Source organism: Oceanicaulis sp. UBA2681, assembly GCF_002354675.1.
Lineage (GTDB): Bacteria > Pseudomonadota > Alphaproteobacteria > Caulobacterales > Maricaulaceae > Oceanicaulis > Oceanicaulis alexandrii.
Genome location: NZ_DEMB01000008.1, coordinates 20,523 through 45,471, shown reverse-complemented (window position 1 = coordinate 45,471; position 24,949 = coordinate 20,523). Strand labels below are relative to the sequence as shown.

General features: G+C 61.9%; 22 protein-coding genes and 1 tRNA gene. 15 read left to right on the top strand and 8 right to left on the bottom strand.

The features are described 5' to 3' along the window. The 4 genes from B3M53_RS05385 to B3M53_RS05370 form a co-directional block, all read left to right on the top strand. A partial coding sequence (locus tag B3M53_RS05385; RefSeq protein WP_286799765.1) for a Dps family protein occupies positions 1 to 494 on the top strand: 494 nt, incomplete at its 5' end. Positions 495 to 555: 61 nt separating this feature from the next. Then, positions 556 to 1,740: a mechanosensitive ion channel family protein gene (locus B3M53_RS05380; RefSeq protein WP_286799764.1), complete on the top strand. Its 1,185-nt coding sequence runs from the start codon at positions 556 to 558 to the stop codon at positions 1,738 to 1,740. Beyond that, a complete protein-coding gene (locus tag B3M53_RS05375) occupies positions 1,737 to 2,003 on the top strand; it encodes a DUF7218 family protein (protein WP_286799763.1) in 267 nt (88 codons plus the stop codon). The genes B3M53_RS05380 and B3M53_RS05375 overlap by 4 nt, the downstream gene beginning before the upstream one ends. Before the next feature lie 85 nt (positions 2,004 to 2,088). Beyond that, the gene (locus tag B3M53_RS05370) at positions 2,089 to 2,643 is read left to right on the top strand and encodes a hypothetical protein (RefSeq protein WP_286799761.1); all 555 of its coding nucleotides are present in this window, start codon (positions 2,089 to 2,091) and stop codon (positions 2,641 to 2,643) included. 1 nt (position 2,644) lies between these two features. Here B3M53_RS05370 and B3M53_RS05365 read toward each other — a convergent pair whose 3' ends face one another. Continuing rightward, a complete protein-coding gene (locus B3M53_RS05365; RefSeq protein ID WP_286799760.1) occupies positions 2,645 to 3,010 on the bottom strand; it encodes a YidH family protein in 366 nt (121 codons plus the stop codon). A gap of 98 nt (positions 3,011 to 3,108) precedes the next feature. On the opposite strand from B3M53_RS05365, the gene B3M53_RS05360 reads away from it, so the two are divergent. Both B3M53_RS05360 and B3M53_RS05355 read left to right on the top strand, forming a co-directional pair. Beyond that, positions 3,109 to 3,804, top strand: a complete 696-nt coding sequence (locus B3M53_RS05360; protein ID WP_286799758.1) for a hypothetical protein — start codon at positions 3,109 to 3,111, stop codon at positions 3,802 to 3,804. Between the two features lie 28 nt (positions 3,805 to 3,832). Next, on the top strand, positions 3,833 to 4,021 hold the full coding sequence (locus tag B3M53_RS05355; protein WP_286799757.1) for a YqaE/Pmp3 family membrane protein: 189 nt from the start codon (positions 3,833 to 3,835) through the stop codon (positions 4,019 to 4,021). Between the two features lie 255 nt (positions 4,022 to 4,276). Here B3M53_RS05355 and B3M53_RS05350 read toward each other — a convergent pair. Further along, a tRNA-Leu gene (locus B3M53_RS05350) sits at positions 4,277 to 4,361 on the bottom strand. A gap of 165 nt (positions 4,362 to 4,526) precedes the next feature. On the opposite strand from B3M53_RS05350, the gene B3M53_RS05345 reads away from it, so the two are divergent. Beyond that, positions 4,527 to 5,156: a methyltransferase domain-containing protein gene (locus B3M53_RS05345; protein ID WP_286799755.1), complete on the top strand. Its 630-nt coding sequence runs from the start codon at positions 4,527 to 4,529 to the stop codon at positions 5,154 to 5,156. A 62-nt stretch (positions 5,157 to 5,218) separates the two neighbouring features. Then, positions 5,219 to 6,103, top strand: a complete 885-nt coding sequence (locus B3M53_RS05340; protein ID WP_286799753.1) for a hypothetical protein — start codon at positions 5,219 to 5,221, stop codon at positions 6,101 to 6,103. On the opposite strand, the gene B3M53_RS05335 is transcribed toward B3M53_RS05340, so the two are convergent. The 4 genes from B3M53_RS05335 to B3M53_RS05320 all read right to left on the bottom strand — a co-directional run bounded on the left by B3M53_RS05335 (position 6,100) and on the right by B3M53_RS05320 (position 12,038). Continuing rightward, positions 6,100 to 7,464: an MATE family efflux transporter gene (locus tag B3M53_RS05335; protein ID WP_286799750.1), complete on the bottom strand. Its 1,365-nt coding sequence runs from the start codon at positions 7,462 to 7,464 to the stop codon at positions 6,100 to 6,102. The two genes, B3M53_RS05340 and B3M53_RS05335, sit on opposite strands and share 4 nt — an antisense overlap. 134 nt (positions 7,465 to 7,598) lie before the next feature. After that, complete coding sequence (locus B3M53_RS05330) at positions 7,599 to 8,096, bottom strand: hypothetical protein (RefSeq protein WP_286799748.1); 498 nt, start codon at positions 8,094 to 8,096, stop codon at positions 7,599 to 7,601. A 71-nt stretch (positions 8,097 to 8,167) separates the two neighbouring features. Further along, a complete protein-coding gene (locus B3M53_RS05325; protein WP_160091601.1) occupies positions 8,168 to 10,438 on the bottom strand; it encodes an NADP-dependent malic enzyme in 2,271 nt (756 codons plus the stop codon). Positions 10,439 to 10,505: 67 nt separating this feature from the next. Next, positions 10,506 to 12,038: an NAD(P)H-hydrate dehydratase gene (locus B3M53_RS05320; RefSeq protein WP_286799745.1), complete on the bottom strand. Its 1,533-nt coding sequence runs from the start codon at positions 12,036 to 12,038 to the stop codon at positions 10,506 to 10,508. 149 nt (positions 12,039 to 12,187) lie between these two features. Between B3M53_RS05320 and B3M53_RS05315 the strand changes: the two genes are divergently transcribed. The 4 genes from B3M53_RS05315 (at position 12,188) to B3M53_RS05300 (ending at position 18,465) form a co-directional block, all read left to right on the top strand. After that, positions 12,188 to 12,526, top strand: a complete 339-nt coding sequence (locus tag B3M53_RS05315) for a P-II family nitrogen regulator (RefSeq protein WP_022699639.1) — start codon at positions 12,188 to 12,190, stop codon at positions 12,524 to 12,526. Between the two features lie 53 nt (positions 12,527 to 12,579). Continuing rightward, positions 12,580 to 13,986 (top strand): type I glutamate--ammonia ligase, encoded by a 1,407-nt coding sequence (gene glnA / locus B3M53_RS05310; protein ID WP_022699640.1) that lies wholly within the window; start codon positions 12,580 to 12,582, stop codon positions 13,984 to 13,986. Between the two features lie 211 nt (positions 13,987 to 14,197). Next, positions 14,198 to 17,545, top strand: coding sequence for an autotransporter outer membrane beta-barrel domain-containing protein (locus tag B3M53_RS05305; RefSeq protein WP_273147392.1), 3,348 nt, complete (start codon positions 14,198 to 14,200; stop codon positions 17,543 to 17,545). A gap of 311 nt (positions 17,546 to 17,856) precedes the next feature. Further along, positions 17,857 to 18,465, top strand: coding sequence for a hypothetical protein (locus B3M53_RS05300; protein ID WP_286799744.1), 609 nt, complete (start codon positions 17,857 to 17,859; stop codon positions 18,463 to 18,465). Here B3M53_RS05300 and B3M53_RS05295 read toward each other — a convergent pair. After that, positions 18,462 to 18,866: an ACT domain-containing protein gene (locus B3M53_RS05295; RefSeq protein ID WP_160091597.1), complete on the bottom strand. Its 405-nt coding sequence runs from the start codon at positions 18,864 to 18,866 to the stop codon at positions 18,462 to 18,464. The genes B3M53_RS05300 and B3M53_RS05295 overlap by 4 nt on opposite strands. A gap of 86 nt (positions 18,867 to 18,952) precedes the next feature. Between B3M53_RS05295 and parE the strand changes: the two genes are divergently transcribed. After that, positions 18,953 to 21,112, top strand: coding sequence for a DNA topoisomerase IV subunit B (gene parE / locus B3M53_RS05290; RefSeq protein WP_273147385.1), 2,160 nt, complete (start codon positions 18,953 to 18,955; stop codon positions 21,110 to 21,112). A gap of 23 nt (positions 21,113 to 21,135) precedes the next feature. Here parE and B3M53_RS05285 read toward each other — a convergent pair whose 3' ends face one another. Next, positions 21,136 to 21,972: a penicillin-binding transpeptidase domain-containing protein gene (locus B3M53_RS05285; RefSeq protein WP_286799741.1), complete on the bottom strand. Its 837-nt coding sequence runs from the start codon at positions 21,970 to 21,972 to the stop codon at positions 21,136 to 21,138. A gap of 207 nt (positions 21,973 to 22,179) precedes the next feature. On the opposite strand from B3M53_RS05285, the gene B3M53_RS05280 reads away from it, so the two are divergent. Then, positions 22,180 to 23,607: an amidohydrolase gene (locus tag B3M53_RS05280; protein WP_022699646.1), complete on the top strand. Its 1,428-nt coding sequence runs from the start codon at positions 22,180 to 22,182 to the stop codon at positions 23,605 to 23,607. Continuing rightward, a complete protein-coding gene (locus tag B3M53_RS05275; protein ID WP_199318893.1) occupies positions 23,607 to 24,878 on the top strand; it encodes an amidohydrolase family protein in 1,272 nt (423 codons plus the stop codon). The genes B3M53_RS05280 and B3M53_RS05275 overlap by 1 nt, the downstream gene beginning before the upstream one ends. Positions 24,879 to 24,949 lie beyond the last annotated feature (71 nt).

The window sequence follows — 24,949 nt, the reverse complement described above, 5'->3', positions numbered from 1 at the left end:
TCGCGTCCAAAACCGCCGCCTTCGCACCGAAAGCCGGTATCGAGCCAGGAGACCGCGCCGAAATTGCGGGCGCGCTCGGCAAAGTTCTCGCCGACAGCTACATGCTGTTCATCAAGACCCAAGGCGTGCACTGGAATGTGGTCGGCCCGACCTTCTACAGCCTGCACAAGCTCACGGAAGAGCATTACGAGAACCTCTACCGCGCCATCGACGAGCTTGCCGAGCGGATCCGCGCCCTGGGTGAGAAAGCCCCCGCCTCCTATCGAAAATACGGCGAATTGTCCGAGATCCGTGATTACGACCTGGAACAATCCGCGGACGCGCATGTGCGCATGCTGGTGGAGGACCACCGCACGGCGGTGAAATCCATGCGCGCCGCCATCGAATGGTGCGAAGACAAGAAAGACTTCGTCACCGCCGACATGCTGATTGAACGCATGAGCTGGCACGAAGAAGCGATCTGGATGCTCAACGCCATCATCGCCGAGCAATAGGCTCAACTTCTATTGGAAAAGCGGGCCTGCGGGTCCGCTTTTTCATGCGCGGGGACCTGTCATGACCCAACCTCAGGATTCATCAGCGTCAGAGGCCCTCAGTTCTGTTGAACAGAACGTCCAGGGCGTCGTACAGCAAGGCCGCACGGCTTTTGTCGAACTTCTGGACTGGATCACCGAAGACACCCAATCGGTCACTCTGGCGCTTGCGATCACCCTAGCGGTGACAATCATCGCCCTGTTGATCAAATGGGGCGTGTCATTTGCGCGCCAACGCACCGGTCAGAGTAGTCTGGCTCATGTGTTTCTGGGCTCCGCTGATCGCATGTCAGCCATGACGTTCCTGGTTCTCGGCGCCAGTGTTGGGCTAAGCGCGACCCCCTCGCCCAAAAGCGTGCAGGACGCCGTCTGGTATGTGCTCGGGCTTGTACTGATCATACAGGTCGCCGCTATTGTGCGCGGCCTGGCCATCGATCTGGTGCAACGCCGCGCTCTCAAACGCGCCGACAGCCGCAGCGCGGTCTGGAACGGCATCGCCATCATTAAATGGGCGATCAGCACCTTCATCTGGTCCGCCGCACTGCTGGTTCTGCTTGATAACGCGGGCGTGGACATCACCGCCCTGATTGCAGGGCTTGGGATTGGCGGCATCGCGATCGGTCTGGCCGCGCAAGGCCTTTTCAGTGACTTGTTCGCCGGCATATCGATCCTGTTTGATAAACCTTTTCAGCGCGATGACTTCATCGAGTTTGGCGACTTTCTGGGCACGGTCAGCAAGATCGGACTGAAGACCACACGCTTGCGCTCGTTATCGGGCGAAGAGGTCGTCATCCGGAACACCAATCTGCTCGACGAGACGATCCGCAATTACCAACGGCTGGATGAGCGGCGCTGGTTGTTTCAGATTGGCGTCACCTATCAGACCGGGGCGGATCAGCTTGAGCAGATCCCCGGATGGATCAAATCCATTATCGAGCAAACCGATCAGGCTCGCTTTGAGCGCGCCCATTTCGCCCGGTTCGCCGACAGCGCTCTGGAATTCGAGATCGTCTGTCACGCACAGAGCATGGACTACGCCGTCTTCATGGATGTGCGACACGCCGTGAATCTCGCGCTTGTCCGCAAGTTCGCCGAGGAAGGAGTCGAGTTCGCCTATCCCACGCGCACTTTGATGATCGCCCGCGAAGACGGCTCGGTGATCGACCCCGCCGCATCAACACAGACCCAGGAAAGGGATGAGCAATGACCAAGGGCCATGGCCCGTCTGTGAAGGACGACGAAACCTATGAAGCCCTGCGCGAGGACGGCGCGTCGAAATCCAAAGCCGCCCGTATCGCCAACGCCCAGGCGTCTGATGATGACGACGCGGCCGCGAAAGGCGGCGCACATAAACCCTATGAGGACTGGACGAAAGACGAGCTGTACGACCGCGCCCAGGAGATCGGCATTGAAGGACGTTCGGATATGACCAAGGACGAACTGATCAAGGCGTTGCGCGACGGACAATAGTCGCCACGCCTCCTGTTGAAGCAGGTGAATTGGAACTGTTCCCCCCGTTCGGCGTTATTATTACAGACTGAATTGGGAGGACGTCATGTTCGTAGCAACCGCTGCTTTGCTTGTCTTGCAGACTGCATCGACTTCGAGCGTGCAGGCGTCCTCTGACGCGCATATTCCCGATCCTGTGCTGCGTAATTTTACTGAGCAGTTGCAGGCGGAATTCGGCGAGACCAGCGACAGCGCCTGGTCCATTCCGCTTGGCGGCGACGAGCATGCGTCTCTGATCCCAACCCTCTCCGCGCAAAACGAAAGCCGCCAGGACAGCGACGAGCTGTCAGCCTTCGGCGTGGGTCTTGAGCTGGAGACCAGCCCCCTCGCCTTCCGGTCGATCTCCCGGCTCAGCCTGATCGTCTCCTATGACCAGGAGACGGTGATCATGCGTCCGGGTGGCGGCGGCGTCAGCGCTCTCACCCGCGTGGCCGGTGAAATCGGTGTGGCGGACGGCTTCGCCGGCGTGGGCATGTCGCTCAATGACCATGGCGCAGTGACCGCGGGCTATATCCGGCAAAAACGCGAAATCCGTTTTGGTGAGAACAGCTGGGACGCCCAATCGGATTTCCTCGGGCTGACTTATCGTCAGGCCTGGTGAGCTAGACCAGCCAGATCACGAGCACAGCGCCCATCGCGCCGAGCCCCAGGCCGGCCGACACGACCTCTCCCAACCAGACAGATCGCCCCTCCAGACAATGTGCGCTGAGTGAGCGCGCAACCGCCCGGTCGCGCAATCGTCCCATCACGATCAATCCCACAGCCAGAAGCATGAACAGGCTGGAGATCAGCTTGGCGACCCATGTGGGTTCAAAGCTGTCGAACACGACCTGCATGCCCAACCCCACGCCGATCGCCGCCAACGCCGTGCGAAGCCAGCTGGCGAAAGTGCGTTCACTCGCCATCAGAGTGCGGTCTTCGGCCCAGTTCGTACGATCTTCGGCAAGCTCTGTTTTCTTAACGGTCATCCCGGCCCTCTGAGAAAACCGGGAACCGGTCAGCCGATGACACGTTTCTATACCAAGCCCGAATAAACAAGAAGGAGGCCCTGCCGATGAAGACCGCCATGACACTGACCGCGATCGCGGCTCTGGCCGGAATTTCGGCGACCGCCTTCACACAAAACATTGATGCACCTCAGAACACGCTGATCCACGAGACCGCTGACGGCAAGGCTTACTATCTGGCCTCGACCCTTCTGCAGTCGCGTCTGGCTTTCACGGATGGCGACGTCGCCATCAAGGATTTGCTGGTGGATGAAGCGGGTAATCTGCACGCGGTCGTGGTCGACAACCCCAACTGGCTGGACGGTGACGCCGCGATCGCTGCGGACCTTGTTTATCTGGCGGGCGCTCCCGGTAACGAGATGCTGCGCGTCGACATCACTCGAGCAGAATTTGACATGCTGGCGCAAGGCGGCGGGTACGAGCCGATCGGCCTGAGCTGGGCTACGGAATATGACGGCGCCCAGTCCGCGCGCGCCCTCATGGGCGAGGCGATTGATGTGAGCGCCTCTGCGCCCGGCATCGCGATTGATGATCTGGAGATCAGTCAAGCCGGCGCCGTGATGGCGGTTCATTTTGAAAATACGGGCTGGCGTGCGGTAGGCGAACTGGATGGCCGCATCCCTGTGAATGCGCTGCAGTTTGACTATGACCAGCCCAGCGGGTGGACCGTGGCCACCACGGTTAACGACGCCCAGATCAACGCCCTGGCGGGCCGCGACACGTCCCTGTTCCTCAGCGCGTCCAACGCGTCCTGATCTTTATTCATTTGTATAGGAGCTTCTCATGAGCACTCAATCCACTGCCACTGGCGGCGACATTCTGCGTTTGATCCTGGCCATTCTTCTGCCGCCGCTCGGCGTTTTCTTCCAGGTCGGCCTCGGCCTTCATTTCTGGCTGAACATCGTCCTGACCCTGTTCGGCTATATCCCCGGCATCATTCACGCCGTCTGGATCATCGCTACGCGCCGCTAGACCGGTACATCGCTGACACGATCATCGGGCGCTGGAGTCTCCCCCTCCAGCGCCCGACGCGTATCTGGATCAGGGCCAACTCCGTATAAAACGGAAACCGAACCCAACGGGTTCGCAAAGGCCGAAGGCCGCCCGCAGCGAAGCGAGGACCGAAAGCCCGACCGGCTTGATCATCATGGGAAACCGAACCCAACAGGTTCGCAAGGGCGAACGCCCGCCCGCAGCTTCAGCGAGGATTTCTTTGCAAAGAAGAAGTGGTGCGGGTGAGAAGACTCGAACTTCCACGTCATAAGACACTGGTACCTAAAACCAGCGCGTCTACCAATTCCGCCACACCCGCACAGGCAGGGCAGGCCGCAGAATTAGCTCTTACGTCATGCTGCGGTCAATCTGCCTTTGCCGTCGCGAGACAGATCAACACCCGGCGCCAGACCTGCGTCTGCATCTGGACGTCACAGGTCAGCGCTTCATCATGTCTGCAGCTTTCATTACGAGAGATCGCGCCATGACGACTGACCGCCCCGCCGACGCTCCTCAATCAGAAGACCGCAGCAGTTTTGACTGGGAAGCGCGGTTTCAGGCCGATGACGCCCCCTGGGAGCGACAGGGCGTCCACCCGGCCTTGATCGACTGGATTGATTCAGGCGTTCTGAAGCCTGGTCAGACTGTCCTGACCCCCGGATGCGGGCGCAGCGAAGAACCTGTCTTTCTGGCGCAACAGGGGCTGAGCGTCATCGCCACGGACATCGCGCCCAGCGCCATCGCCTGGCAAAAGTCGCGCTTTGAAAGCGCAAGCGTCAACGCGCAGGCGATAGAAACGGACGCCCTCGCCTGGCGCCCGGAAACGCAGGTTGATGTGCTGTACGAGCAGACCTTTCTGTGCGCCATCCATCCCAAAAAGCGCGATGACTATGAAGCCATGGCCCATGCCAGTCTCAAACCGGGCGGGCTTTTGCTGGCGCTGTTCATGCAGAAGTCCGAGCTGGGCGGCCCACCCTATGGCTGCGGCCTTGACGCCATGCGCGCCCTGTTCACCGAAGACCGCTGGCGCTGGCCCGAGGCCGAACCGCGTCCCTACCCGCATGGCGGACTGAACGGCAAGGCCGAGCTGGGAATGGTTCTGACGCGGGTCTAAGGCGCAGATAGCAGAGTTTTAATCTCGATCTGGCATGATCTCGTCTCTTCATGGAGCCGTTCATGACTGTCGCCTTGCTTGCCCAGAGCCAGACTCTTCAGACCTCAGCCTCACAGGCTGGCGGGTTATGGCGTCGGGATGCTGCGGCCGCCAATGCGGACACAGACACGCCGTCTGAAAACTCCGAGATCCGCGATTCCTTGAGCGCCACGCTGGAAGCGCTCAGAAACGCCCCCGAGACAGCCCGCCAGGCCGCACAGAACCGAGCGCGCGAACGCGTCGAAGCCGTGCGAGAACAGCTCAAACTGGTCAAGCCGCTATATGCCGAAAACCCTGAAGGCATGGCCAAGGCCTTGCGCCATCTGGTCAAGGAGCTGAATACGGCTCTCAAAGCCTATAAGGACGCAGGCGGCGACGCCGCGCAACTGAGCGGCGGATTGACCCGCGCGCCAGCGCCTGCATCCGCAAAGACGACGGCCTCAGACGCGACAGAGGCTCCCGCGGACCCGGAACGTTCCGAAGGTGACGCCACGCCTGCCGTTCCCGCTCAAGAACCGACCGCCCCCGTGAAGGATCACCCAGCGCCCGTCATTGAGCCGGGTCGCTATGACACCCTCGCCCCAGCTGCCCCGGCGCCGTCGCGGGAGGGATTGGAGGCGCGCAAGGGTGGGCTGAAAGGCGATGAGGACTTCGTCAACAAGGTCGACGGCCTGACCCGCAAGATCCGCGAGCTGTTTGAGACCGCGAAGATCAAGGCGGCCTTCCAGGCGCGCGACTCAGACCGCGCTGACGCCTTCGAAGCCCTTGAAGACGATCTGGGCGAGCTTGAAGACGATGTCTTTGACTATAAGCGTGATGTGCAGGACGCCCTGATCAGCGTTGACCTGCAGACAAAGCTTCTGGAACGCAGCCCCTCGGCCACATCCGCTCTGGCCATCACCGTCTAGCGCTTGCCGCCCTCTTTGGCGGTCAGGGGCGCATATCTGAGCACCAGAAACCCGATCAGCAGGCCGGCGATCAGATTGGCGGTGAACAAGCCCCAGATGACGCCGTTGGCGCCGCCCAGAAACCCGCCAAGCCAGCTCAAGGGTATGATCAGGACCAGGCCGCGGAACGCATTGCACGCCACGCCCAGAAACGGACGCCCGAGGCCGTTGAAGCCCGCCGCAGCGGCCATCGCCACGCCATAGCCGCCCATGGCGAACGGCGCGATCGCCCAATAGGCCACGGCCATGGCCTGCCCGTCTTCAGACGGCAGGAAGACCGGCGCCAGAAACCGCCCCGCCAGCAACAATAAGACCGCCATGGACGCGCCCCAGCCCCAGCAGAAGATGAAGGATTTCACGAAGGCTTCGCGCACCCGGTCATTTAACCCGGCGCCGCCGTTCTGACCGGTGATGGGACCGATGGAGCCTGAGAGGGCGAACAGCGGGATCAGCGCCAGCGCCTCAACCCGCATGCCCACGCCCAGACCCGCCACGGCGGGCTCGCCATACGGAGCGATGGCCGCAAAGACGAGTGTGTTGGCCAGAGGTCCGATCATGTTGGAGCCTGAAGCCGGCGCGCCGATCCGTGCGATCTCACGCCAGTTCCAGAACAGAGTGTCAAAGCCGGGCCAGCTGAAATCAATCAGTTTCTCCCGAAACACCAGAACGCCCATGGCGATGACGAAGACCGCCATGTTGGCGATCAGCGTCGCCAGCGCCGCGCCGGTGACTTCCATCGCCGGGATGGGGCCAAGGCCGAAGATCAGGATCGGATCCAGCACCATATTGATGAAGGCTGCGATGATCATGATCACGCTCGGCACGATGGCGTCGCCCATGGCGCGCAACAGATTGCTGGCCACCATGGGGCCGACCATGAAGACCGCGCCCGCAAACCAGATCGTCATGTATTCGTGCACGAAGGGCATCATCGCGTCCGTCGCGCCCATCGCCCGGAAGACCGGACCGATCAAAGGAATGCCCAGCACGCTGACCAGAAGCACGACGATGAAAGACAGAGTGATGGCGTCTGTCGCCACGCGGCGAGTGGACTCGCCGTCGCCACGTCCGGCCGCGCGCGCCACCACCGACACCGCCCCGGCCCCGAGACCGATGGAGATGCTCATCACCAGCATGGAGACGGGGAAGACGAACTGGACGGCGGCTTGCTGGTCCGTTCCAAGCTTGCCCACCCAATAGGCGTCGATCACCCCCACCAGCATCATGGCGAGGATGCCGAAGCTCATCGGAGCGACCAGGCGCAGGATATGACCGAAGACCGGCCCCTGCGTCAGATCATTGGAGGCGCGGGTGGAAGCCATGCGAACGCTTTCGGGAAGACCAAGGAATCAGATCAGCCCCATAGGTAGGACGCCCTATGGCGCTGATCCATGTCTTTCATGGAAAAGGTCTGTTCACATCTATTGGCTTCCGGGCTGAAAGGCGCCCGTGAACCTTATTGCATCCGGGTGATCGAGCTGTAGCGCGGATGGGCGTAGTCCTGTTCGACCGTCAGCTCAGGCAGACCACAGAGCTCGGAGCGCGTTTCACCCACCTCCATCAGATCAAACCCGGCGCAATCGGCATCGCCTTGCGCATGGCCAGTCTCATGAATGGTGTTTGAGGAAAACCCAGCTTGCACAGCAAAGATGTAGGCGTATGGGAAGTCATAGCTGAAGGCGTAAGTGTAACCGTTTTCATCAGCCTCAGTCAGCGCAAATTGCGACCCGCAGTCTTCAAAGTCGAGATCCGCATCAGAGCTGCTCATCGCGATGCAATTGTCATCAAAACGAAGCTCAATGGTGAAATCCTCATGATAAACGGCCGCGTCTGAGGAGATCACCACCTCCCACACCTGGCCCTGCAGAGGGTCGTCACCAGACAGTGCAGCCGCATGTCCGCAGCCAAGCAAGCCGAAGCCGAGCACGGTGAGTGTTCTGATGTGCGTACGCATGAGCGCCCCTCCCTGAAAACAGAAGAGCACTCTAGCGCCAAGGCGTTAAAGCTCTGGGCTATAAGTTCAGTTTACGGCGTGTGATTGAGATCATAGGCGGCTAGCCCGGCCAGATTGACGATGTCAGACACGTTAGATCCGACCCGCGCCACCTGAACCGATTGCTCAAGCCCGATCAACAGCCCTTCAATCACCGTCGCGCCGCCCGCGGATTTCAGCAAGCGCGCCGCGATGGAGGCGGAGTGCACCGCCGGCATCACCAGAACGTTTGCGGCGTCTGACAGGCGCGAGAACGGATAGCGCTCGCGATGATTGGGATCGAGCGCGATATCAACCGCCATCTCGCCTTCATACTCGAAATCAAGATCGAGCTTATCAAGCTTGCTGACCGCGCTTTGCACCTTGCTGGTCCGTTCGCCCGGCGGGTTGCCGAAGGTGGAATAGCTCATGAACGCCACCCGCGGATCGAGGCCCAGCCGGCGCGCGGCGTGAGCGGCGCCGACGGCGATCTCGGCCAGGCCGTCAGAATCCGGGAATTCAGTGACGTTGGTGTCGGCAATGACCAGCATCTTGCCGCGCGCCAGCGCCACGGTCAGGCCGATCACACGCCCCCCCGGCGCCGGATCCAGCACCAGGCGGATATCGCTCATCGTGTTGGTGAAATGGCGGGTGACGCCCGTCACCATGCCGTCTGCGTCGCCGAATTTGAGCATGCAGGCGGAGAAGACGTTGCGGTCGTTATTGACCAGACGCTGCACGTCACGGCGCAGATAGCCCTGACGCTGAAGACGCTTGTAGAGCCAGTCCGCATAGTCGGCGTTGCGATCTGACAGACGCGCATTCTGGATTTCCAGCACGTCGTCAGGCAGTCCGAGCGTGCGCATGTTGGCGCGGGCGATCTCTTCGCGCGCCACCAGCACAGCTTTGCCCAAACCTTGGGACTGGAAGGCGAAGGCGGCGCGTATCACGCTCGGCTCTTCGCCTTCGGCGAACACGATACGCTTGTCCGAGCCCGAAATCGCCTGGGTGACGCGCTGTTGCAGGGCGGCTGTCGGATCCAGGCGACGCGCCAGCGACTGGCGGTATTTCTCTTCATCCTCGATCGGAATGCGCGCGACCCCGGTTTCAATCGCGGCCCGCGCCACATAGGGCGGCACAAAGCTGATCAGGCGCGGATCAAACGGCGACGGGATGATGTAATCGCGGCCAAAGCGCAAACCGCTGTCTGACTTGTTGGCGGTCGACACCTCGTCCGGCACGTCCTGACGGGCGAGATCGGCCAGGGCGCGCGCGGCCGCGAGCTTCATTTCCTCATTGATCGTCCGGGCGCGCACGTCCAGCGCGCCGCGGAAAATATAAGGAAATCCGAGCACGTTATTGACTTGATTGGGAAAATCAGAGCGCCCAGTCGCCACGATCGCGTCCGAGCGCGCCGCGCGGACTTCGTCGGGCATGATTTCAGGCGTCGGGTTCGCCATGGCGAAAAGTATGGGATCGGCCGCCATGGACTTCACCATGTCCTGGCTGACAATGCCGCCCGCCGACAGGCCCAGGAACACGTCCGCGTCCACCATCGCCTCTTTAAGGGTGCGCAGGTCCGTTTCACGAGCATGTTGCGCCAGTCGGTCATGGAGATCGTTGCGGCCCGTATGAACCACGCCGTTCACATCCACCACGGTGACATTATCGTGCTGCACGCCCAGGGACTTCACCAGCTCCAGCACCGACAGGCCCGCCGCGCCGGCGCCGCAGAGCACCAGCTTGATGTCTTCAAACTTGCGGTCCGTCAGATGACAGGCGTTGATCAGCCCCGCCGCAGCGATAATCGCGGTCCCGTGCTGATCATCATGGAACACCGGAATATCGAGCTTTTCGCGCAAGCGCGCCTCGATCTCGAAGCATTCCGGGCTCTTGATGTCTTCAAGGTTGATGCCGCCAAAGCTGTCGCCGAACCCGGCGACGCAATCGACGAACTTGTCAGGATCTGTATAATTGATCTCCAGATCAAAGCCGTCAATGTCCGCAAAGCGTTTGAACAGGACCGCCTTGCCTTCCATCACCGGCTTTGACGCTGCGGGGCCCAGATTGCCCAAACCCAGGATCGCCGTGCCGTTGGAGACCACCGCCACGGTGTTGCCCTTGGACGTGTAATCATAGACCGCATCCGGGTTTTCCGCGATCGCTCGCACCGGCGCCGCCACGCCCGGCGAATAGGCCAGCGCCAGATCACGCTGGGTCGCCATCGGCTTTGTCGGAATCATCGCCACCTTGCCCGGCGGGCTCGCGCGGTGAAATTCCAGCGCGTCTGCGTCGGTCGAGGAAAGCTTTTCTGTGTCGGACATGGCGATGATGGATCTATCTGCTCTGAAGGAGTCGTGTCAGAGCTATACGCGTCTGCGCGCTCGCTTGCTACACCATGTGTGGGTTCAATCGCTGCAGAGCCGCCTTGCGAATTTGCGCCTGTGAAACAGCGTCCAGCGCCTGCGGCAGACAAGTCAGAACCGTGTCCACCGTCCCGCCCGGCCCAAGGCGCCGTCCCGCATCGCCATGAATATAAACCGCCGCACAGGCCGCCTCATGCGTCGGTGCGCCTTGCGCCAGAAATGCGCCGATCAGTCCGGCCAGCACATCGCCCGTCCCTGCCGTCGCCAGACGCGCGCTGGCGTGAACATTCACCCAAGCCTCGCCATCCGGCGTAGCGATCACCGTATCCGCGCCCTTGAACACCACCACCGCCCCGCAACGCCGGGCGGCCTCTCGCGTGCGTTCGATCTTGTTGCCTGCATGCTTCGCCTCTGTGAGGTCTGGAAAGAGCCGCGCGAACTCTCCGCCATGCGGGGTCAGGACGCAGTCCGCATGCAGGCCTTCAAACAAGGCGTCCGGCGCGTCTTCGAACACGCTCAAGGCGTCAGCATCCAGCACCAGTGGAGCCTTGAACGCGCAGGCTGACCGCACTTGCGCCTTCAAACGCGCGCTGATCCCGGCGCCAGGCCCCATCACGACGGCGCTGGCGCGGTGCTGCTCGAGCACTTCGCCGAACGGCTGCTCAGCCTCGTACCGCCGCGCCACAAGACTGTCTGAAGCGGACGCGATCTCATTAAGCGCCCCCTGTCCGGAGAGGACCGTTACGAAACCCGCGCCGCCAATTTGCCCGGTCCGCGCCGCCAGTCGAGCCGCGCCCGTCGCGCCGCGCCCGCCCGCCAGCACGCACAAGCGTCCGCGGCTATGTTTGTGGGCGTCACGATCCAAGCGCGCGCCCGGAACTCGCCAGAGGTCAGGATGGTTCACTGTCGCGCACGGCGCGGCCGCTCGGATCCAGCCATCAGGAATGCCGATGCCGCTCACGATGAGCTCTCCACAGAGCGCTCGCCCCGGCGATAACAGATGCGCCGGCTTGTACCGATGGAAGGTGACGGTCAGATCCGCGCGAAACACCGGTCCCTGTAAAGCCGCCATATCGCCGGACAAGCCGCTGGGCGTGTCGACAGCGACACAGACGCCGCCAAAGGACTGACTGTCTTGCGCCAGCCGCGCAGCATCTCCCTCAAGCGGCCGGTTCAGCCCCGCGCCGAACAGCGCATCCACAATCAGGGCGTAGTCATCAAGCTGGCAGGCGCCAAGCGGGCGGACAGGACCATTCCAGCCTTTTGCCGCCCAGGCCGCATCCCCTTTCAGGTCAGAGACATCAGCCAGCGTAAAGATGCTGACGGGCCACCCCGCTTTGGACAAACACTGCGCGATGACCCAGCCATCGCCGCCATTATTGCCAGGACCACATAGCACCGCCGCAGGGCGCCGCGACCAGTTCTGACGGATGGCCCGGGCGACAGCCTCCCCGGCGTTTTGCATCAAGACCGAGCCAGACACGCCTTGCGAGACCGCATGGGAATCCGCCCGTCCCATGGCGGAGACGCTGAGGATGGCGTGGGGGTGATCAGACATTGTCAGAGCTATCCTTCAAATTCGCATCAGTATCGAGCATCGGCGCTGCAAAATCGAGCAATGCGAGTTTTGCGCATCCCTGCGACCTTGCTCCGACTTGCGGCGTTCGGCGCGACAGTTAGCGTCCATCCGGTGAGCGGAGGCCCCGAATGAAAAAAATCGAAGCGATCATAAAGCCGTTCAAGCTGGACGACGTAAAGGAAGCCCTGCAAGAGATCGGGCTTCAAGGCCTGACCGTCACCGAAGCCAAGGGCTTCGGACGTCAAAAAGGGCATACCGAGCTGTATCGCGGCGCAGAATATGTCGTGGACTTCCTGCCCAAGATCAAAATCGAACTGGTCATTCCCGATGATCGCGTCGAGGCCGCCGTCGAGGCGATCCAGACCGCCGCCCAGACCGGGCGCATCGGCGACGGCAAGATCTTCATTCTCCCGGTGGAAGGCGCGATCCGCATCCGCACCGGCGAGACCGATGACGACGCCATCTGACCCCCGCAAGACATCGCCCGCCAGCACCCACAGCCAGCCATAAGGACCCTACCATGTCTGCTGACAAGATTCTCAAGCAAATCAAGGACGAAGACGTCGAATTCGTCGATCTGCGGTTCACTGACCCGCGCGGCAAGCTGCAACATGTCACCTTTGACGTGGACATGGTGGATGAAGACTTCTTTGAAGAAGGCTCCATGTTCGACGGCTCGTCCATTGGCGGCTGGAAAGCCATCAACGAGTCCGACATGGTGCTGATGCCCGACACGAGCACGGCTCATATCGACCCGTTCTTCCAGCAAACCACCCTGTCCGTGGTCTGTGACATTCTGGAGCCGGACTCTGGCGAGGCGTATAACCGCGACCCGCGCACCACCGCGAAGAAAGCCGAGAATTTCCTCGCCGCTTCAGGGATTGGCGACAAGGCGTTCTTTGGCCCGGAAGCGGAATTCTTCATCTTTGATGATGTGCGCTGGTCCACCGCCCAGAACAACACCTTCTACGCGCTCGATTCCGATGAAGGCCCGTACAATTCCGGCGTGAAAATGGAGGGCGGCAACCTCGCCCACCGTCCTGGCCCGAAAGGCGGCTACTTCCCGGTTCCGCCGATTGATTCGCTACAGGACATGCGCTCTGAAATGCTGTCGGTGATGAAAGAGCTGGGCCTGCAGCCAGAAAAGCATCACCACGAAGTCGCGCCGTCGCAGCATGAGCTGGGGATGAAATTCTCCACCCTCACCGAGATGGCCGACCGCATGCAGACCTATAAATACATCGTGCACAATGTCGCCGCCGCCTATGGCAAGACCGCGACGTTCATGCCCAAGCCGGTCCATGCGGACAACGGCTCCGGCATGCACGTGCACCAGTCGATCTGGAAAGACGGAAACCCGCTTTTCGCTGGCGACAAATACGCAGGCCTGTCAGACACTTGCCTGTATTACATCGGCGGGATCATCAAGCACGCCCGCGCAATCAATGCGTTCGCCAACGCGTCGACCAACTCCTACAAGCGACTGGTGCCGGGCTTTGAAGCGCCGGTTCTGCTCGCCTACTCGGCGCGCAACCGCTCGGCCTCCATCCGCATCCCGCACGTGCCGTCCGCCAAGGGCAAGCGCCTCGAAACCCGCTTCCCTGATCCGGCCGGGAACCCGTACCTGACCTTCGCCTCGCTGCTGATGGCGGGCCTGGACGGCATTGAGAACCAGATCCATCCCGGCGACGCCATGGACAAGGATCTTTATGATCTGCCGGCTGAAGAGCTCAAGGACATCCCGACCGTTTGCTCCTCGCTGCGTCAGGCCCTGGAATCACTCGACGCCGACCGCGACTTCCTCAAGAAGGGCGGCGTCATGGATGATGATCAGATCGACGCCTACATTGATCTGAAGATGGAAGAAGTGACCCGCATCGAACACCATCCGCACCCGGTTGAGTTCGAGATGTATTACAAAGTCTAGGCTCAGGCCTGCCTTGAGTTTTAAGCGGCCGCTCTGGAGACTTCCAGGGCGGCCGCTCCTGTTTGGGGGCCAGTTTCGGAGCAAGCGTAAAAAATGGCTGCGGCGCGCGGGCTTGCAATGGTCGACGTGCGCAAAACCATGGGCTAGAAAGACGGGATGACGCACGTTTGGTTCACAAGCTGTGAACCTGCGCCTGACCGGAGACTGACGCATGCGCCGCAGCCTTTTCGCCGCCGTTTCCCTGACCGCCCTCATCGCTTCGCCGTCCTGGGCGGACGAGGAAATCAACGACGAACGCACCCAGCCAATCGAGACGGCTGACGCTGACGGCGCTGGAAATGCCGACAACATCGTCATCGGCACGAACGGGCGGGTTACGCTGATCGGCGCTCCAGCCCCGGCCGTGCACGTCAATTCCAATAACAATCTGACGACAGACAACGGTGCGATCATCCAGATCAATGATCGTGACGCCGACGGCAACGCCGTCAGTGTGGACGGCGCGGTCGGCGTTCAGATGGATCCGGGCGTCGAAGGCGATTTTGTGCACAATGGCCGTATCCTGCTTGATGACAGCGACGATGCGACCGATAGCGAAACAGACGACCTGATCGACACAGATGGCGACGGTCAGGCCGATGACCCGGATCAGGAATTCGACGGCCCCTTCGCGCAGGACCAGAACAAGACCGGCATTCTGATCGGCGCAGTCGACTCCGACTTCAATCCCATCGCCAACCAGGATGCGGTGACGGGTAACGTCACAATCTCGGCTAGCGGCTCCGTGATTGTTCAAGGTCAGAACAGCTTTGGCGTCCGCGCGGTCACCAATCTGGACGGCGATTTCATCTCTCGAGGGTCCGTGGGCGTCACCGGTGAAGGCAGCCGCGCCATCTCTTTGGAAGGCGGCGTCACCGGTGATGTTCAAGTCGGCGCTGTGACCGCCGTGACGCCCGGTGGAGAAGGCGTCGCCATTGAAGGTGACGTGGGAGGTGGCATCCGCGCGACCGGCCTTATCCAGACCTATGGTTACCGCACGTCGACGCGCTACAGCGAAAGCCTTATGGCGCTGTTTGAAAGCGAAGCGGAAGCCGCCGAGCGCGGCGACGTCGCAGACAATCTCGATTCAGGTTCCGCCTTCCTGATCGCTGGCTCCGTGGCTGATGGCGTGTTCATTTCGGCCGCTGGCAGCATTCAAGCCTACACCGGCGGCGGCGCCGCCGTTGAGTTCCGTCCCGATGAAGACGGCTCGGGCGACATGGTGATCGGCGAGGTCGCCCTGCCTGACGATTTCACAAGCAACCGGACGGATGACGATGATGACGGAGACCTGCTCGGGTACGGCGTCGTCAATGAAGGCACGATCGGCAATAACGGCATCTTCGACGGCAAGGACGCCACCGCATTCCTTATTGTCGGACGCAATGACAACGGCGTCCTGCGTTCAGTCATCCTCGGAGCTGGCGGCCTGTCCAATGTCGCTACGGTTTCCGCGACCGCCTATGACGGGCGCGCTGTGGCCATGCACTTCGGCGAAGGCGCCCAGCTGGACACGGTTCACAATGCCGGCACGATCCGCGCCGCGTCGTCCCTGGGCCATGCTGCAGACGGGTTCGCTGACGACTCCTATGGCGTCGGTGAGGCGATTGCGATTGATCTCGACGAGAATTCGCAGATCCGCTCCATCCTCAATGAGGCCGGCACGATTTCCGCCTCTCTGATCGGCGGCGGTCAGAGCGCAGTCGCCATCCGTTCCAATGACGACAGCCTCGAAGAAATTCGCAACACAGGCGTGATCACCACATTCGTCAGCAATATCGACGACGCATATTCCGCCGATGATATTGATCTGATCGCTGTCGATGCGCGCAATAATAATGGCGGCCTGAGCATTATTCAGGAGCAAGGCTTTGATGCTGACGGCGAGGCGCTGAACGCGCCGGTCATCAATGGCCATATTCTGCTCGGCGATGGTGACGACCGCGTGGAAATCCTTGCTGGCGCCGTGAATGGCGACATTGCTTTCGGTTTGGGGGCGGATGTTCTGATCATCGACAACGCCACGCTCAATGGCGCTGTCAGCGATGCCGACGGTGATCTTGTTCTGGATGTCACCAATGGTCAGATCGGTCTGACAGGCACCGACGCCCTGGCGCTTCGCGATGCGGTCTTCCGCAATGGCGGCGAGCTTCAGGTCACGATCGACACCGCAGACCGCTCCGCCGCCTTCGTCAACGCCTCCGGATCAGTCACTTTTGAAGAAGGCTCGTCGCTGTCGGTCGGACTGGACAACATGATCGGCCAGGGCGGCGTCTTTGACATCGTTTCCGCCGGCGACCTGACCTTGGCGGATGAGGCCGGCACGCTGACAACGTCTGATTCGCCCTTCCTCTATAACGCCTCTCTGGAGCGCTCCAGCGAGGACGAGAACAAGATCATTCTCACGCTTCAACTCAAGACGGCGGACGAGCTGGGCATGCACGCCAACCAGGCCGCAGCCTATGACGAAGCCCTCGCCGCTTTCGAGACCGTCGAGAGCCTGGGAGCGGCCTTCGCCAGCCTGCGCAACGCAGAGCAGTTTTATGGCGCCTATGACCAGCTGCTGCCGGAATACGCCGCCAGCGCCATCCAGTTCGCGCTCGCGTCAAATGACGCCGCGGCCGGCGCCCTTCAGGGACGTTTGCGCAATGCGCGCCTCGCGCCGGATGATCTGGCGGGCGTCTGGATCCAGGAATTCGGCTATTACGCGGACCGCTCCGGCTCAGCGCTGGCCGAAGGCTATCGGGGTCAGGGCGTCGGCATCGCCGTTGGCCTCGATCGCCCGGTGGGTCCGTTCTACGCCGTGGGCGTTCAGCTTGTCGGCGCCGCGAGTGAAATCGAAGAAACCAATGGCTTTGACCAGCCCATGGTGTCTCTGACCGGCCAGATCGGCGGCTATGCCGCGATGGATCTCGGCGGTTTTGATATCTCGGGCAATATCGGCATCGGCTACGATTATTTCGAAACTGATCGCGAGATCCGCATTGGTGATTTCAGCGCGCTGACCAGCGCCGACTGGAGCGGCTGGCACGCCACCGCCAGCCTGCAAGCCGGACGCGATTTCGCCTTTGGCTCATGGGTTTTGCGTCCCGAGGCGGCTGTGACGTATCTGTCGCTGTTTGAAAGCGGCTATACCGAAACCACGTCCGGCAGTAATGCTGACGCGATCAGCGGTCTCGCGCTGATCGTGGATGACCGCGATTCCTCGACGGTTCTGGGTTCGGGCACGTTGACCCTGGCGCGTCGCTTCGGCACGGATGTGTCCTGGTGGGCGCCCTCGCTGCGGGTCGGCTATCGCGGCGAATTCTCAAGCTCGGGCGGCGACACCACGGCCCAGTTCGGCCAGGACGGGAACCCGTTCACCCTGCGCTCTGAACAGCTTTCCAATTCCGGTGCGCTGGTTGGTTTCGGATTAAGCGCAGGCTCGGAGTATTCGACCTTCACCTTTGCGTATGACGCCGATATTCGGGACGATTTCGTCCGCCATGTGGCCCGGTTGGTCATTCGCCTGACCTTCTAGGCGACAACCGCACATAGGTCGTTTGCACGTGTCAGGGGAATCTGGTAAGGCTCATTAGTCTTCCTGTCCTGACCCCATGCATTGACGGCGAAGACATGGGTCGGCGCGTGCGACGCAGGCGCGCCGACCCTTTTTTTTGCAGCTCGCCATCGCTCCGCTCAGGCAATCCTCGCTAAAGCTGCGGGCGGCCCTTGGCCTTGCGAACCTGTCAGCTTCGGTTTGAAGCTCGCCATCGCTCCGCTCAGGCAATCCTCGCTAAAGCTGCGGCTGCGTTTCATCGCCGGTTAACCGTGTTCGGCGAGACTGACAGCATGGTTTTCAGGTCAGTCATCATAGGCGTTCTTAGCCTCGTTCTGCTGTCTGGGTGCGCGTCAGGGCCGCCTGACCAGGTCCATGACGCCTGCCTGATCCTTCAGGACAATCGCAGCTGGTGGCGCGACCTGCAGCGCACCGAGCGGCGATGGGGCGTCTCTCCAGGCACCCAACTGGCGTTCCTGAAAAAGGAATCGAGTTTTAACCGCAATGCGCGTCCGGCGCGTCGGCGACTGCTGGGCGTTATTCCAGGCGCGCGCCCGTCCTCGGCATTTGGCTACGCCCAGGCTCTGGATGGAACCTGGGACTGGTATCGCGAAGACACAGGACGGCGCGGCGCGGACCGAAACGATTTTGGCGATGCGGTGGATTTCATCGGCTGGTACGCCAACAAATCCCAACGCCTGTCCGGCATCTCTCTCAATGACCCGTATTCGCTCTATCTCGCCTATCACGAGGGGCATGGCGGCTATAACCGCCGCACCTATCGCAACAAGGACTGGCTCCTGCGCGCCGCCCGCACCGTCCAGACCGATGCGGAACGCTATGACGCCCAGATCAGCCGCTGCGAACGACGGCTCGGGCGCGGACTGATCCCGTTCTTCTAGGCTCCGTTACGGTCTGAGAGCTCTTTAAGAACGCTCAGGGCTTCGCCTGCCTTATCCTCTGGAACGAACACATGGTCATGGTGAAGCGCAGCGACGATGTTCGCGCTGACCCCCGCACCCGCCAGCGCCTGGCTGACCGCCGCCGTCAATCCCACAGCCTCCAGCGCCGAGTTCACCTCAAGCGTGATGCGGCGACAGATGAAGACGGGTTCAATCCCTTGGTCTTCGAGCCGTGAGAGCGGGGCGATGACGGACAGTCCTTCCGCCTCTTCAAACACTGCGATCGGCGAGAGCGCGTCCAGCGCCTGTGAACGTCGCGTCGCAGCATAGGCATAACGCTCAGGGTCGAGCGCCGGGCTCAATTGACGCAACAAGATGTCGAGATCGGTGATAGGCTGCATGACGATCAACTTTCCACATGGCATTGCGGCACGGGCTGCGTCCTCCCTCTACACCCTGGGCCGACGCTAGGGCAGATTACGATGTGATGGCTGATGATTCGCAAGACGATCTGTTTTCCGCTCCACCGGCGCCCAAAGGGCCCGCTACACCGTCCGCGCCACGTGTGACGCCGCCTGAGCCTGCGCCCAAGTCAGGGCCGGCTGCAGAGGGTTCCACGCCCACGCCAGAGCCCGCACCGGCAGCGCCGAAACCCGCGCCCAAGCCTGCCCCCAAACCCGCCAGCCCGCCGCCTGCGGCATCCGCTGAGAACAAGGGTTATGACGCCTCCTCGATCGAGGTGCTGGAAGGGTTGGAGCCGGTTCGCAAGCGCCCGGGCATGTATATCGGCGGCACAGACGAGCGCGCGCTCCATCACCTGTTCGCGGAAATCCTCGACAACTCCATGGACGAAGCGGTGGCCGGTCACGCCGACCGTATCGAAGTCATCATGGATGAGGACGGTTTTGTCTCCGTCAGCGATAATGGCCGCGGTATTCCAGTCGATCCGCACCCGAAATTCCCCGACAAGTCCGCGCTGGAAGTGGTGATGACCACCCTCCATGCCGGCGGCAAATTCTCTGACAAGGCGTACCAGACCGCCGGCGGTCTGCACGGCGTCGGCATTTCTGTGGTGAACGCCCTGTCCGAACTGGTCGAGGTGGAGGTCGCACGCGACAAGACGCTCTGGCGTCAGACCTATGTGCGCGGGCTGCCGCAAGGTCCGGTGGAGAAAGTGGGCGCCGCCCCCAATCGCCGTGGCACCACAGTCCGGTTCAAACCCGATGCTGAGATTTTCGGACCGCGCGCGGTCCTGAAGGCGCCGCGCATTTTCAACATGGCGCGCGCCAAGGCCTTCCTGCGTCGTGGTGTTCAGATTCGCTGGAAATGCCCCGAAACGCTGGTAGAAGGCACCGAAATTCCGGCCGAAACCACCCTCGCCTTCCCTGGCGGTCTGGCCGACCGACTGACCGAGCTGACGCCCAACTCCTCGCTCGTCACCGAGCAGTTCTCAGGACGTGTGGAGCGTGACGGCCGCATGGGCGCCGTTGAATGGGCGGTCGCCTTCTCCGAAAATGGCTTCGGCCCCGATGACAGCTTCTGCCAGAGCTATTGCAACACGGTTCCCACCCCCATGGGCGGCACCCACGAACAGGGCTTGCGCGCCGCGCTGTCCAAGGGGCTGCGCGCCTATGGCGAACTGGCCAATGTAAAAAAAGCCGCCCAGATCACCGCCGATGACGTCATGGGCGGCGCGGGCATTCTGGTGTCGGTCTTCATCAAGGATCCCGAATTCCAGGGCCAGACCAAGGACCGCCTGTCCACCGCCGAGGCCGGGCGTCTGGTGGAGCAGGCCATTCGCGACCAGTTCGATCACTGGCTCGCCGGCCGCCCCAAGGATGCCGCCCGGCTTGTTGAGTGGGCGGTGGAACGCGCCGAGGACCGCCTCAAGCGCAAACGCGAAAAAGAAGTCAAACGCCAGTCTGCGACGCGCAAGCTGCGCCTGCCGGGCAAGCTGGCGGACTGTTCGCAGAACTCCGCCGAGGGCGCCGAGCTGTTCCTGGTGGAGGGCGATTCCGCAGGCGGGTCCGCCAAGCAGGCGCGCGACCGGAAAACACAAGCCATCCTGCCCCTGCGCGGCAAGATCCTGAACGTGGCTTCCGCCACGGCCGACAAGATCGCGGCGAACCAGGAAATCTCGGACCTGCTGCTGGCTCTGGGCGTGCAACCGGGCAAGAAGTTTGATCTTGAGGATCTGCGCTATGAGCGCGTGATCATCATGTGTGACGCCGACGTGGACGGCGCTCATATCGCGGCCCTGCTCGCGACCTTCTTCTATAAATTCCTGCCTGGTCTCATTGAATCAGGCCGCCTGTTCATGGCCCAGCCGCCGCTCTATCGCCTGACCCAGGGCGGCAAGACGCTCTATGCCCAGGACGACGCGGAAAAAGATCATCTGCTCGAGACCGCCTTCAAGAAGGGCAAGGTCGAGGTGGGCCGCTTTAAAGGTCTGGGCGAGATGACGCCGCCCCAGCTCAAATCCACCACCATGTTGCGCGAAAGCCGCTCGCTGGCCCGTGTGGTGGTGACGCCGGAGATGCGCGAAAGCGCGGACGCTCTGGTGGAGACCCTGATGGGCAAGAAGCCGGAACTGCGCTTCCAGTTCATTCAGGACCACGCGCCGTTCGTGGAGGATGTGGACGTCTGATCCCAGACGCCCACCTGCCCTGATCACTCGATCCGCGCCGTCACATCGCTGAGCAGACGCTCGGCCATTTCGCGCCGGAAGGTGCGAATGCCGCTGAAGCTCGATGCTTCTGCATGCAGGGCGAAAACAATGGGCGCGCGATCTTCGCGGACCAGATAGCCCACATACCAGCCTTCAAACCGGCCATTCATGTCGCTCAGCTCAACAGGGCCGGCACCTGTCTTGCCGTGCAGCGCGCCGTCCGGACGGTCACCCGAAAGAGAGACGTCATCGAGGGCCTGAAAGCTGATCTCGCTAACGCCCAACTCACGGCTCAGAAGGCGGTCGAGAAAGTCGACCTGCTCGCGCGGTGAGATTTCCAGCGTGTGATCCAGCCAGAACAGGTCCGAGCCCTCCGCGACTTCAGCATCGCCATAAGCCCAGGCCGAAAGCCTATCACGATAGACGTCGCTCCCGACCTCTGCGGCCAGGTCGCGAAAGGCCCAGGCGGCGGAGCGTTGGAATGCAGTCTGAAGCGTCTGGTCCTGTCGCCAGTCCTGCGGCCAATAGCCGGATGCAGGACGGCGTGCTGGATCCCAGGGCAAATCCGTTTGAAGGCTCTCGGCCGCGCCGGTCTCCAGAGCGATGATCAGATTAGGGATTTTGAATGTCGACCAGGGCGTGCGGCGCACATCGACCGAACTCCCCTCCAGCACATAATTCGTTCCGGTTTCGAGATCGCGCGCCATGAAGCTGACCTGTCGATCGCCGATCTGCTCAGCGTGGGGAGAGCGGTCCAGCTCGACTGCAGACTGCGCCAACGCAGGTCCGCTGAAGCCAAGCGCGACGAGCACGCACAGGCGGCATAAGAGTGACGTCATCGGTGTATCCTCTGGCTCATTTCCATCCCGGATAAGTGGGCATCAAGGCGAAGACAGGGCCAAACTGGCGCTTTCACAAGGAGAATGCGCCTCCGCTGCCGCCAAACGTTATCAAGTAACCCCTTCCCTCACCCCTTGGAAATAAGCCAGTCTGCGACCTTCGCGATCCGCGTCTCGCAAATGACGCGACAATAAGGGGAGACTTCTGTGCACAGAACACTCAAAGCGCTTGGCGCGTCGATTGCGGCTCTGTCCGTATTCGGCCTCGCCGCGTGCTCGTCAGAAACCGGATCCAGTTCAGGATCCAGCGGCGATGTCGACGTCGTCCGCTATGAGACCAACCCGTTTCCGAGCACATATGAGCCCATTCCGTCCGGCGTCACCCTGATCACCGGCGCGACCGTGTTTGACGGCGTCGGCGGCGAGCTGGAAAACACCGACATTCTGATCGAGAACGGTCGTATCGCCGCCATCGGCCAGGGATTGCAGGCGCCTGAAGGCGCGAGCGTGATCGACGCGGACGGCCGCTATATCACGCCAGGCGTGGTGGATATTCACTCGCATCTGGGCGTGTATCCTTCACCGGCCGTGAACGCGCACTCCGACGGCAATGAAGTCACCAGCCCCGTCACCGCAGAAGTCTGGGCCGAGCACGGCGTCTGGCCGCAAGATCCCGGTTTTGACACCGCGCTGGCGGCGGGCGTGACCACTCTGCACGTCCTGCCAGGCTCCGCGAACCTGTTTGGCGGACGCGGCGTCACCTTGCGCAATGTGCCGTCACGTTCGGTGCAGGGCATGAAATTCCCCGACGCGCCCTACACGCTGAAAATGGCGTGCGGTGAAAATCCCAAGCGCGTTTACGGCAATCGCGGCCAGGCGCCGGGATCGCGCATGGGCAATGTGGCCGGATATCGTGAAGCCTGGCAGCGCGCCGCTGAGTATCGCCGCTCCTGGAACGAATACTGGGAAGCGGCTGAAAACGGCGAGGACGCCAATCCTCCCACGCGCAATCTGGAGCTGGACACGCTGATGGGCGTGCTCGACGGCGAGATCCTGGTGCAGATGCACTGCTATCGCGCGGACGAGATGGTGCAGATCCTCGATATGGCCGATGAGTTCGGCTATCAGGTCACCACCTTCCACCACGCCGTCGAAGCCTACAAAATCCCGGACGTCCTGGCCGAGCACAACACCTGTGCGGCCGTATGGGCGGACTGGGGCGGCTTCAAGATGGAAGCCTATGACTCCATTCGCGAGAATCTGCCGCTCACTCATGCGGGCGGCGCCTGCGCGATGATCCACTCCGACAGTGATCTGGGCATTCAGCGCCTCAATCATGAAGTGGCCAAGGCGCTCTCTGACGGACGCCGGATGGGTCTGGACATCTCCGATGCGGATGCGGTGAGCTGGTTCACCTCCGCGCCGGCCCGTGCGCTCGGCATTTTTGAAGAGACCGGCTCCATCGAGGAAGGCAAACGCGCCGACATCGTGCTGTGGTCGGGTCATCCCTTCTCCAGCTACGCGCTGGCGGACAACGTCTATATCGACGGTGCCCTCATGTTTGATCGCGCTGATCCGGACCGTCGCACCATCCGCGACTTCATGCTGGGTCAACCCGGTGAAGGAGACTATTAATGAAAAAGCTCCTGACATCCCTAATGCTGGCCGCCGCCGTCATGGCGCCCGCCAGCGCTCAGACCATCGTCGTCAATAATGGCCGCGTGGTGACCAATACGGCGACCGGCGTCATCGAGAATGGCGGCGTGGTCATACGTGACGGCGCTATCGTCGATGTTGGCTCCAGCGTCTCCATTCCTGACGGCGCCGAGGTCATCGACGCTCAGGGCGGCTGGATCACGCCGGGCCTGTTCCACCCGCACACCCAGCTGGGTCTGATCGAGGTGGGCGCAGAGCCTTCCACCCATGATGATGCGGCGGACGAGTCCAGCTTCACCGCGGCCATCGATGTGGCGGACGGCTTCAACCCGTCTGGCACGCATATCGATTCCGCCCGAATTGAGGGCCTGACCCGGTTTGCGGTGCACCCCAATACCGGTTCGGCCATTCTCGCCGGGCGCGGCGCACTGGCGGACGCCAGCGGCGATCCGGACAGCCTGTTCGCCACGCGCCAGTTCATGCTGGTGGACATGTCCCAGTCCGGCGCCCGCACGGCTGGCGGCTCTCGCACGGCGGCCTGGGCCTTCCTGCGCGCCGCCATCGAGGACGCCCGCTTCTACCCGGGACGCTTCATGTCTCACCATGAAGGCGACGCCATTGACCGCTATGACGCCGCAGCGCTCGTCGGCGCTGTGCGTGGGGAAATTCCGCTGGTGATGATCATGGACCGGGCGGCGGATATCCGTCGCGCCATCGCCTTCGCCGCGCAATATCCTGCCATCAGCATCATCATCGCCGGCGGCGCGGAAGCGCATCTGGTGGCCGACGAGCTGGCGGCGGCGGACATCCCGGTCATCTATGACCCGATGCGCAACCTGCCCGACAGCTTTGACACCCTCGCCTCCACCAATGAAGGCGCGGCGATCATGCATGCCGCAGGCGTCCAGCTGGCCTACACCACGGTCGGCTCTGACCTGTACTTCAACCCGCGCCTTCTGGCCCAGCACGCCGGCATCGCCGTCGCGCACGGGGCGGATTGGGATGACGCCTTCCGGGCGATCACCCTGACGCCGGCTGAAATCTACGGCGTCGGCGACCAGTATGGCGCGCTAGCGACGGGATATGTCGCGGACGTAGTGGTCTGGGACGGCGATCCACTCGAAGTGATGAGCGCGCCAACTCACGTGTTCATCAATGGCGAAACGCAGAGCCTTGAGACCCGTCAAACGCGTCTGCGGGACCGTTACGCCCAGGTGACTGACGATCATGCCTACGCCTATGAGCACTAAATCGCGTCCCTAAAACGCCACACTAGGGCGATTTAGTCACAGAAAAGGGCCGGCCGCGTTGACAGCGCGCG

Excerpts from the sequence above, each read along its gene's own strand:
- B3M53_RS05380 (WP_286799764.1), top strand. The coding sequence starts at position 556 with ATGACCCAACCTCAGGATTCATCAGCGTCAGAGGCCCTCAGTTCTGTT.
- B3M53_RS05375 (WP_286799763.1), top strand. The coding sequence starts at position 1,737 with ATGACCAAGGGCCATGGCCCGTCTGTGAAGGACGACGAAACCTATGAA.
- B3M53_RS05370 (WP_286799761.1), top strand. The coding sequence starts at position 2,089 with ATGTTCGTAGCAACCGCTGCTTTGCTTGTCTTGCAGACTGCATCGACT.
- B3M53_RS05365 (WP_286799760.1), bottom strand. The coding sequence starts at position 3,010 with ATGACCGTTAAGAAAACAGAGCTTGCCGAAGATCGTACGAACTGGGCC.
- B3M53_RS05360 (WP_286799758.1), top strand. The coding sequence starts at position 3,109 with ATGACACTGACCGCGATCGCGGCTCTGGCCGGAATTTCGGCGACCGCC.
- B3M53_RS05355 (WP_286799757.1), top strand. The coding sequence starts at position 3,833 with ATGAGCACTCAATCCACTGCCACTGGCGGCGACATTCTGCGTTTGATC.
- B3M53_RS05345 (WP_286799755.1), top strand. The coding sequence starts at position 4,527 with ATGACGACTGACCGCCCCGCCGACGCTCCTCAATCAGAAGACCGCAGC.
- B3M53_RS05340 (WP_286799753.1), top strand. The coding sequence starts at position 5,219 with ATGACTGTCGCCTTGCTTGCCCAGAGCCAGACTCTTCAGACCTCAGCC.
- B3M53_RS05335 (WP_286799750.1), bottom strand. The coding sequence starts at position 7,464 with ATGGCTTCCACCCGCGCCTCCAATGATCTGACGCAGGGGCCGGTCTTC.
- B3M53_RS05330 (WP_286799748.1), bottom strand. The coding sequence starts at position 8,096 with ATGCGTACGCACATCAGAACACTCACCGTGCTCGGCTTCGGCTTGCTT.
- B3M53_RS05325 (WP_160091601.1), bottom strand. The coding sequence starts at position 10,438 with ATGTCCGACACAGAAAAGCTTTCCTCGACCGACGCAGACGCGCTGGAA.
- B3M53_RS05320 (WP_286799745.1), bottom strand. The coding sequence starts at position 12,038 with ATGTCTGATCACCCCCACGCCATCCTCAGCGTCTCCGCCATGGGACGG.
- B3M53_RS05315 (WP_022699639.1), top strand. The coding sequence starts at position 12,188 with ATGAAAAAAATCGAAGCGATCATAAAGCCGTTCAAGCTGGACGACGTA.
- glnA (WP_022699640.1), top strand. The coding sequence starts at position 12,580 with ATGTCTGCTGACAAGATTCTCAAGCAAATCAAGGACGAAGACGTCGAA.
- B3M53_RS05305 (WP_273147392.1), top strand. The coding sequence starts at position 14,198 with ATGCGCCGCAGCCTTTTCGCCGCCGTTTCCCTGACCGCCCTCATCGCT.
- B3M53_RS05300 (WP_286799744.1), top strand. The coding sequence starts at position 17,857 with ATGGTTTTCAGGTCAGTCATCATAGGCGTTCTTAGCCTCGTTCTGCTG.
- B3M53_RS05295 (WP_160091597.1), bottom strand. The coding sequence starts at position 18,866 with ATGCAGCCTATCACCGATCTCGACATCTTGTTGCGTCAATTGAGCCCG.
- parE (WP_273147385.1), top strand. The coding sequence starts at position 18,953 with ATGGCTGATGATTCGCAAGACGATCTGTTTTCCGCTCCACCGGCGCCC.
- B3M53_RS05285 (WP_286799741.1), bottom strand. The coding sequence starts at position 21,972 with ATGACGTCACTCTTATGCCGCCTGTGCGTGCTCGTCGCGCTTGGCTTC.
- B3M53_RS05275 (WP_199318893.1), top strand. The coding sequence starts at position 23,607 with ATGAAAAAGCTCCTGACATCCCTAATGCTGGCCGCCGCCGTCATGGCG.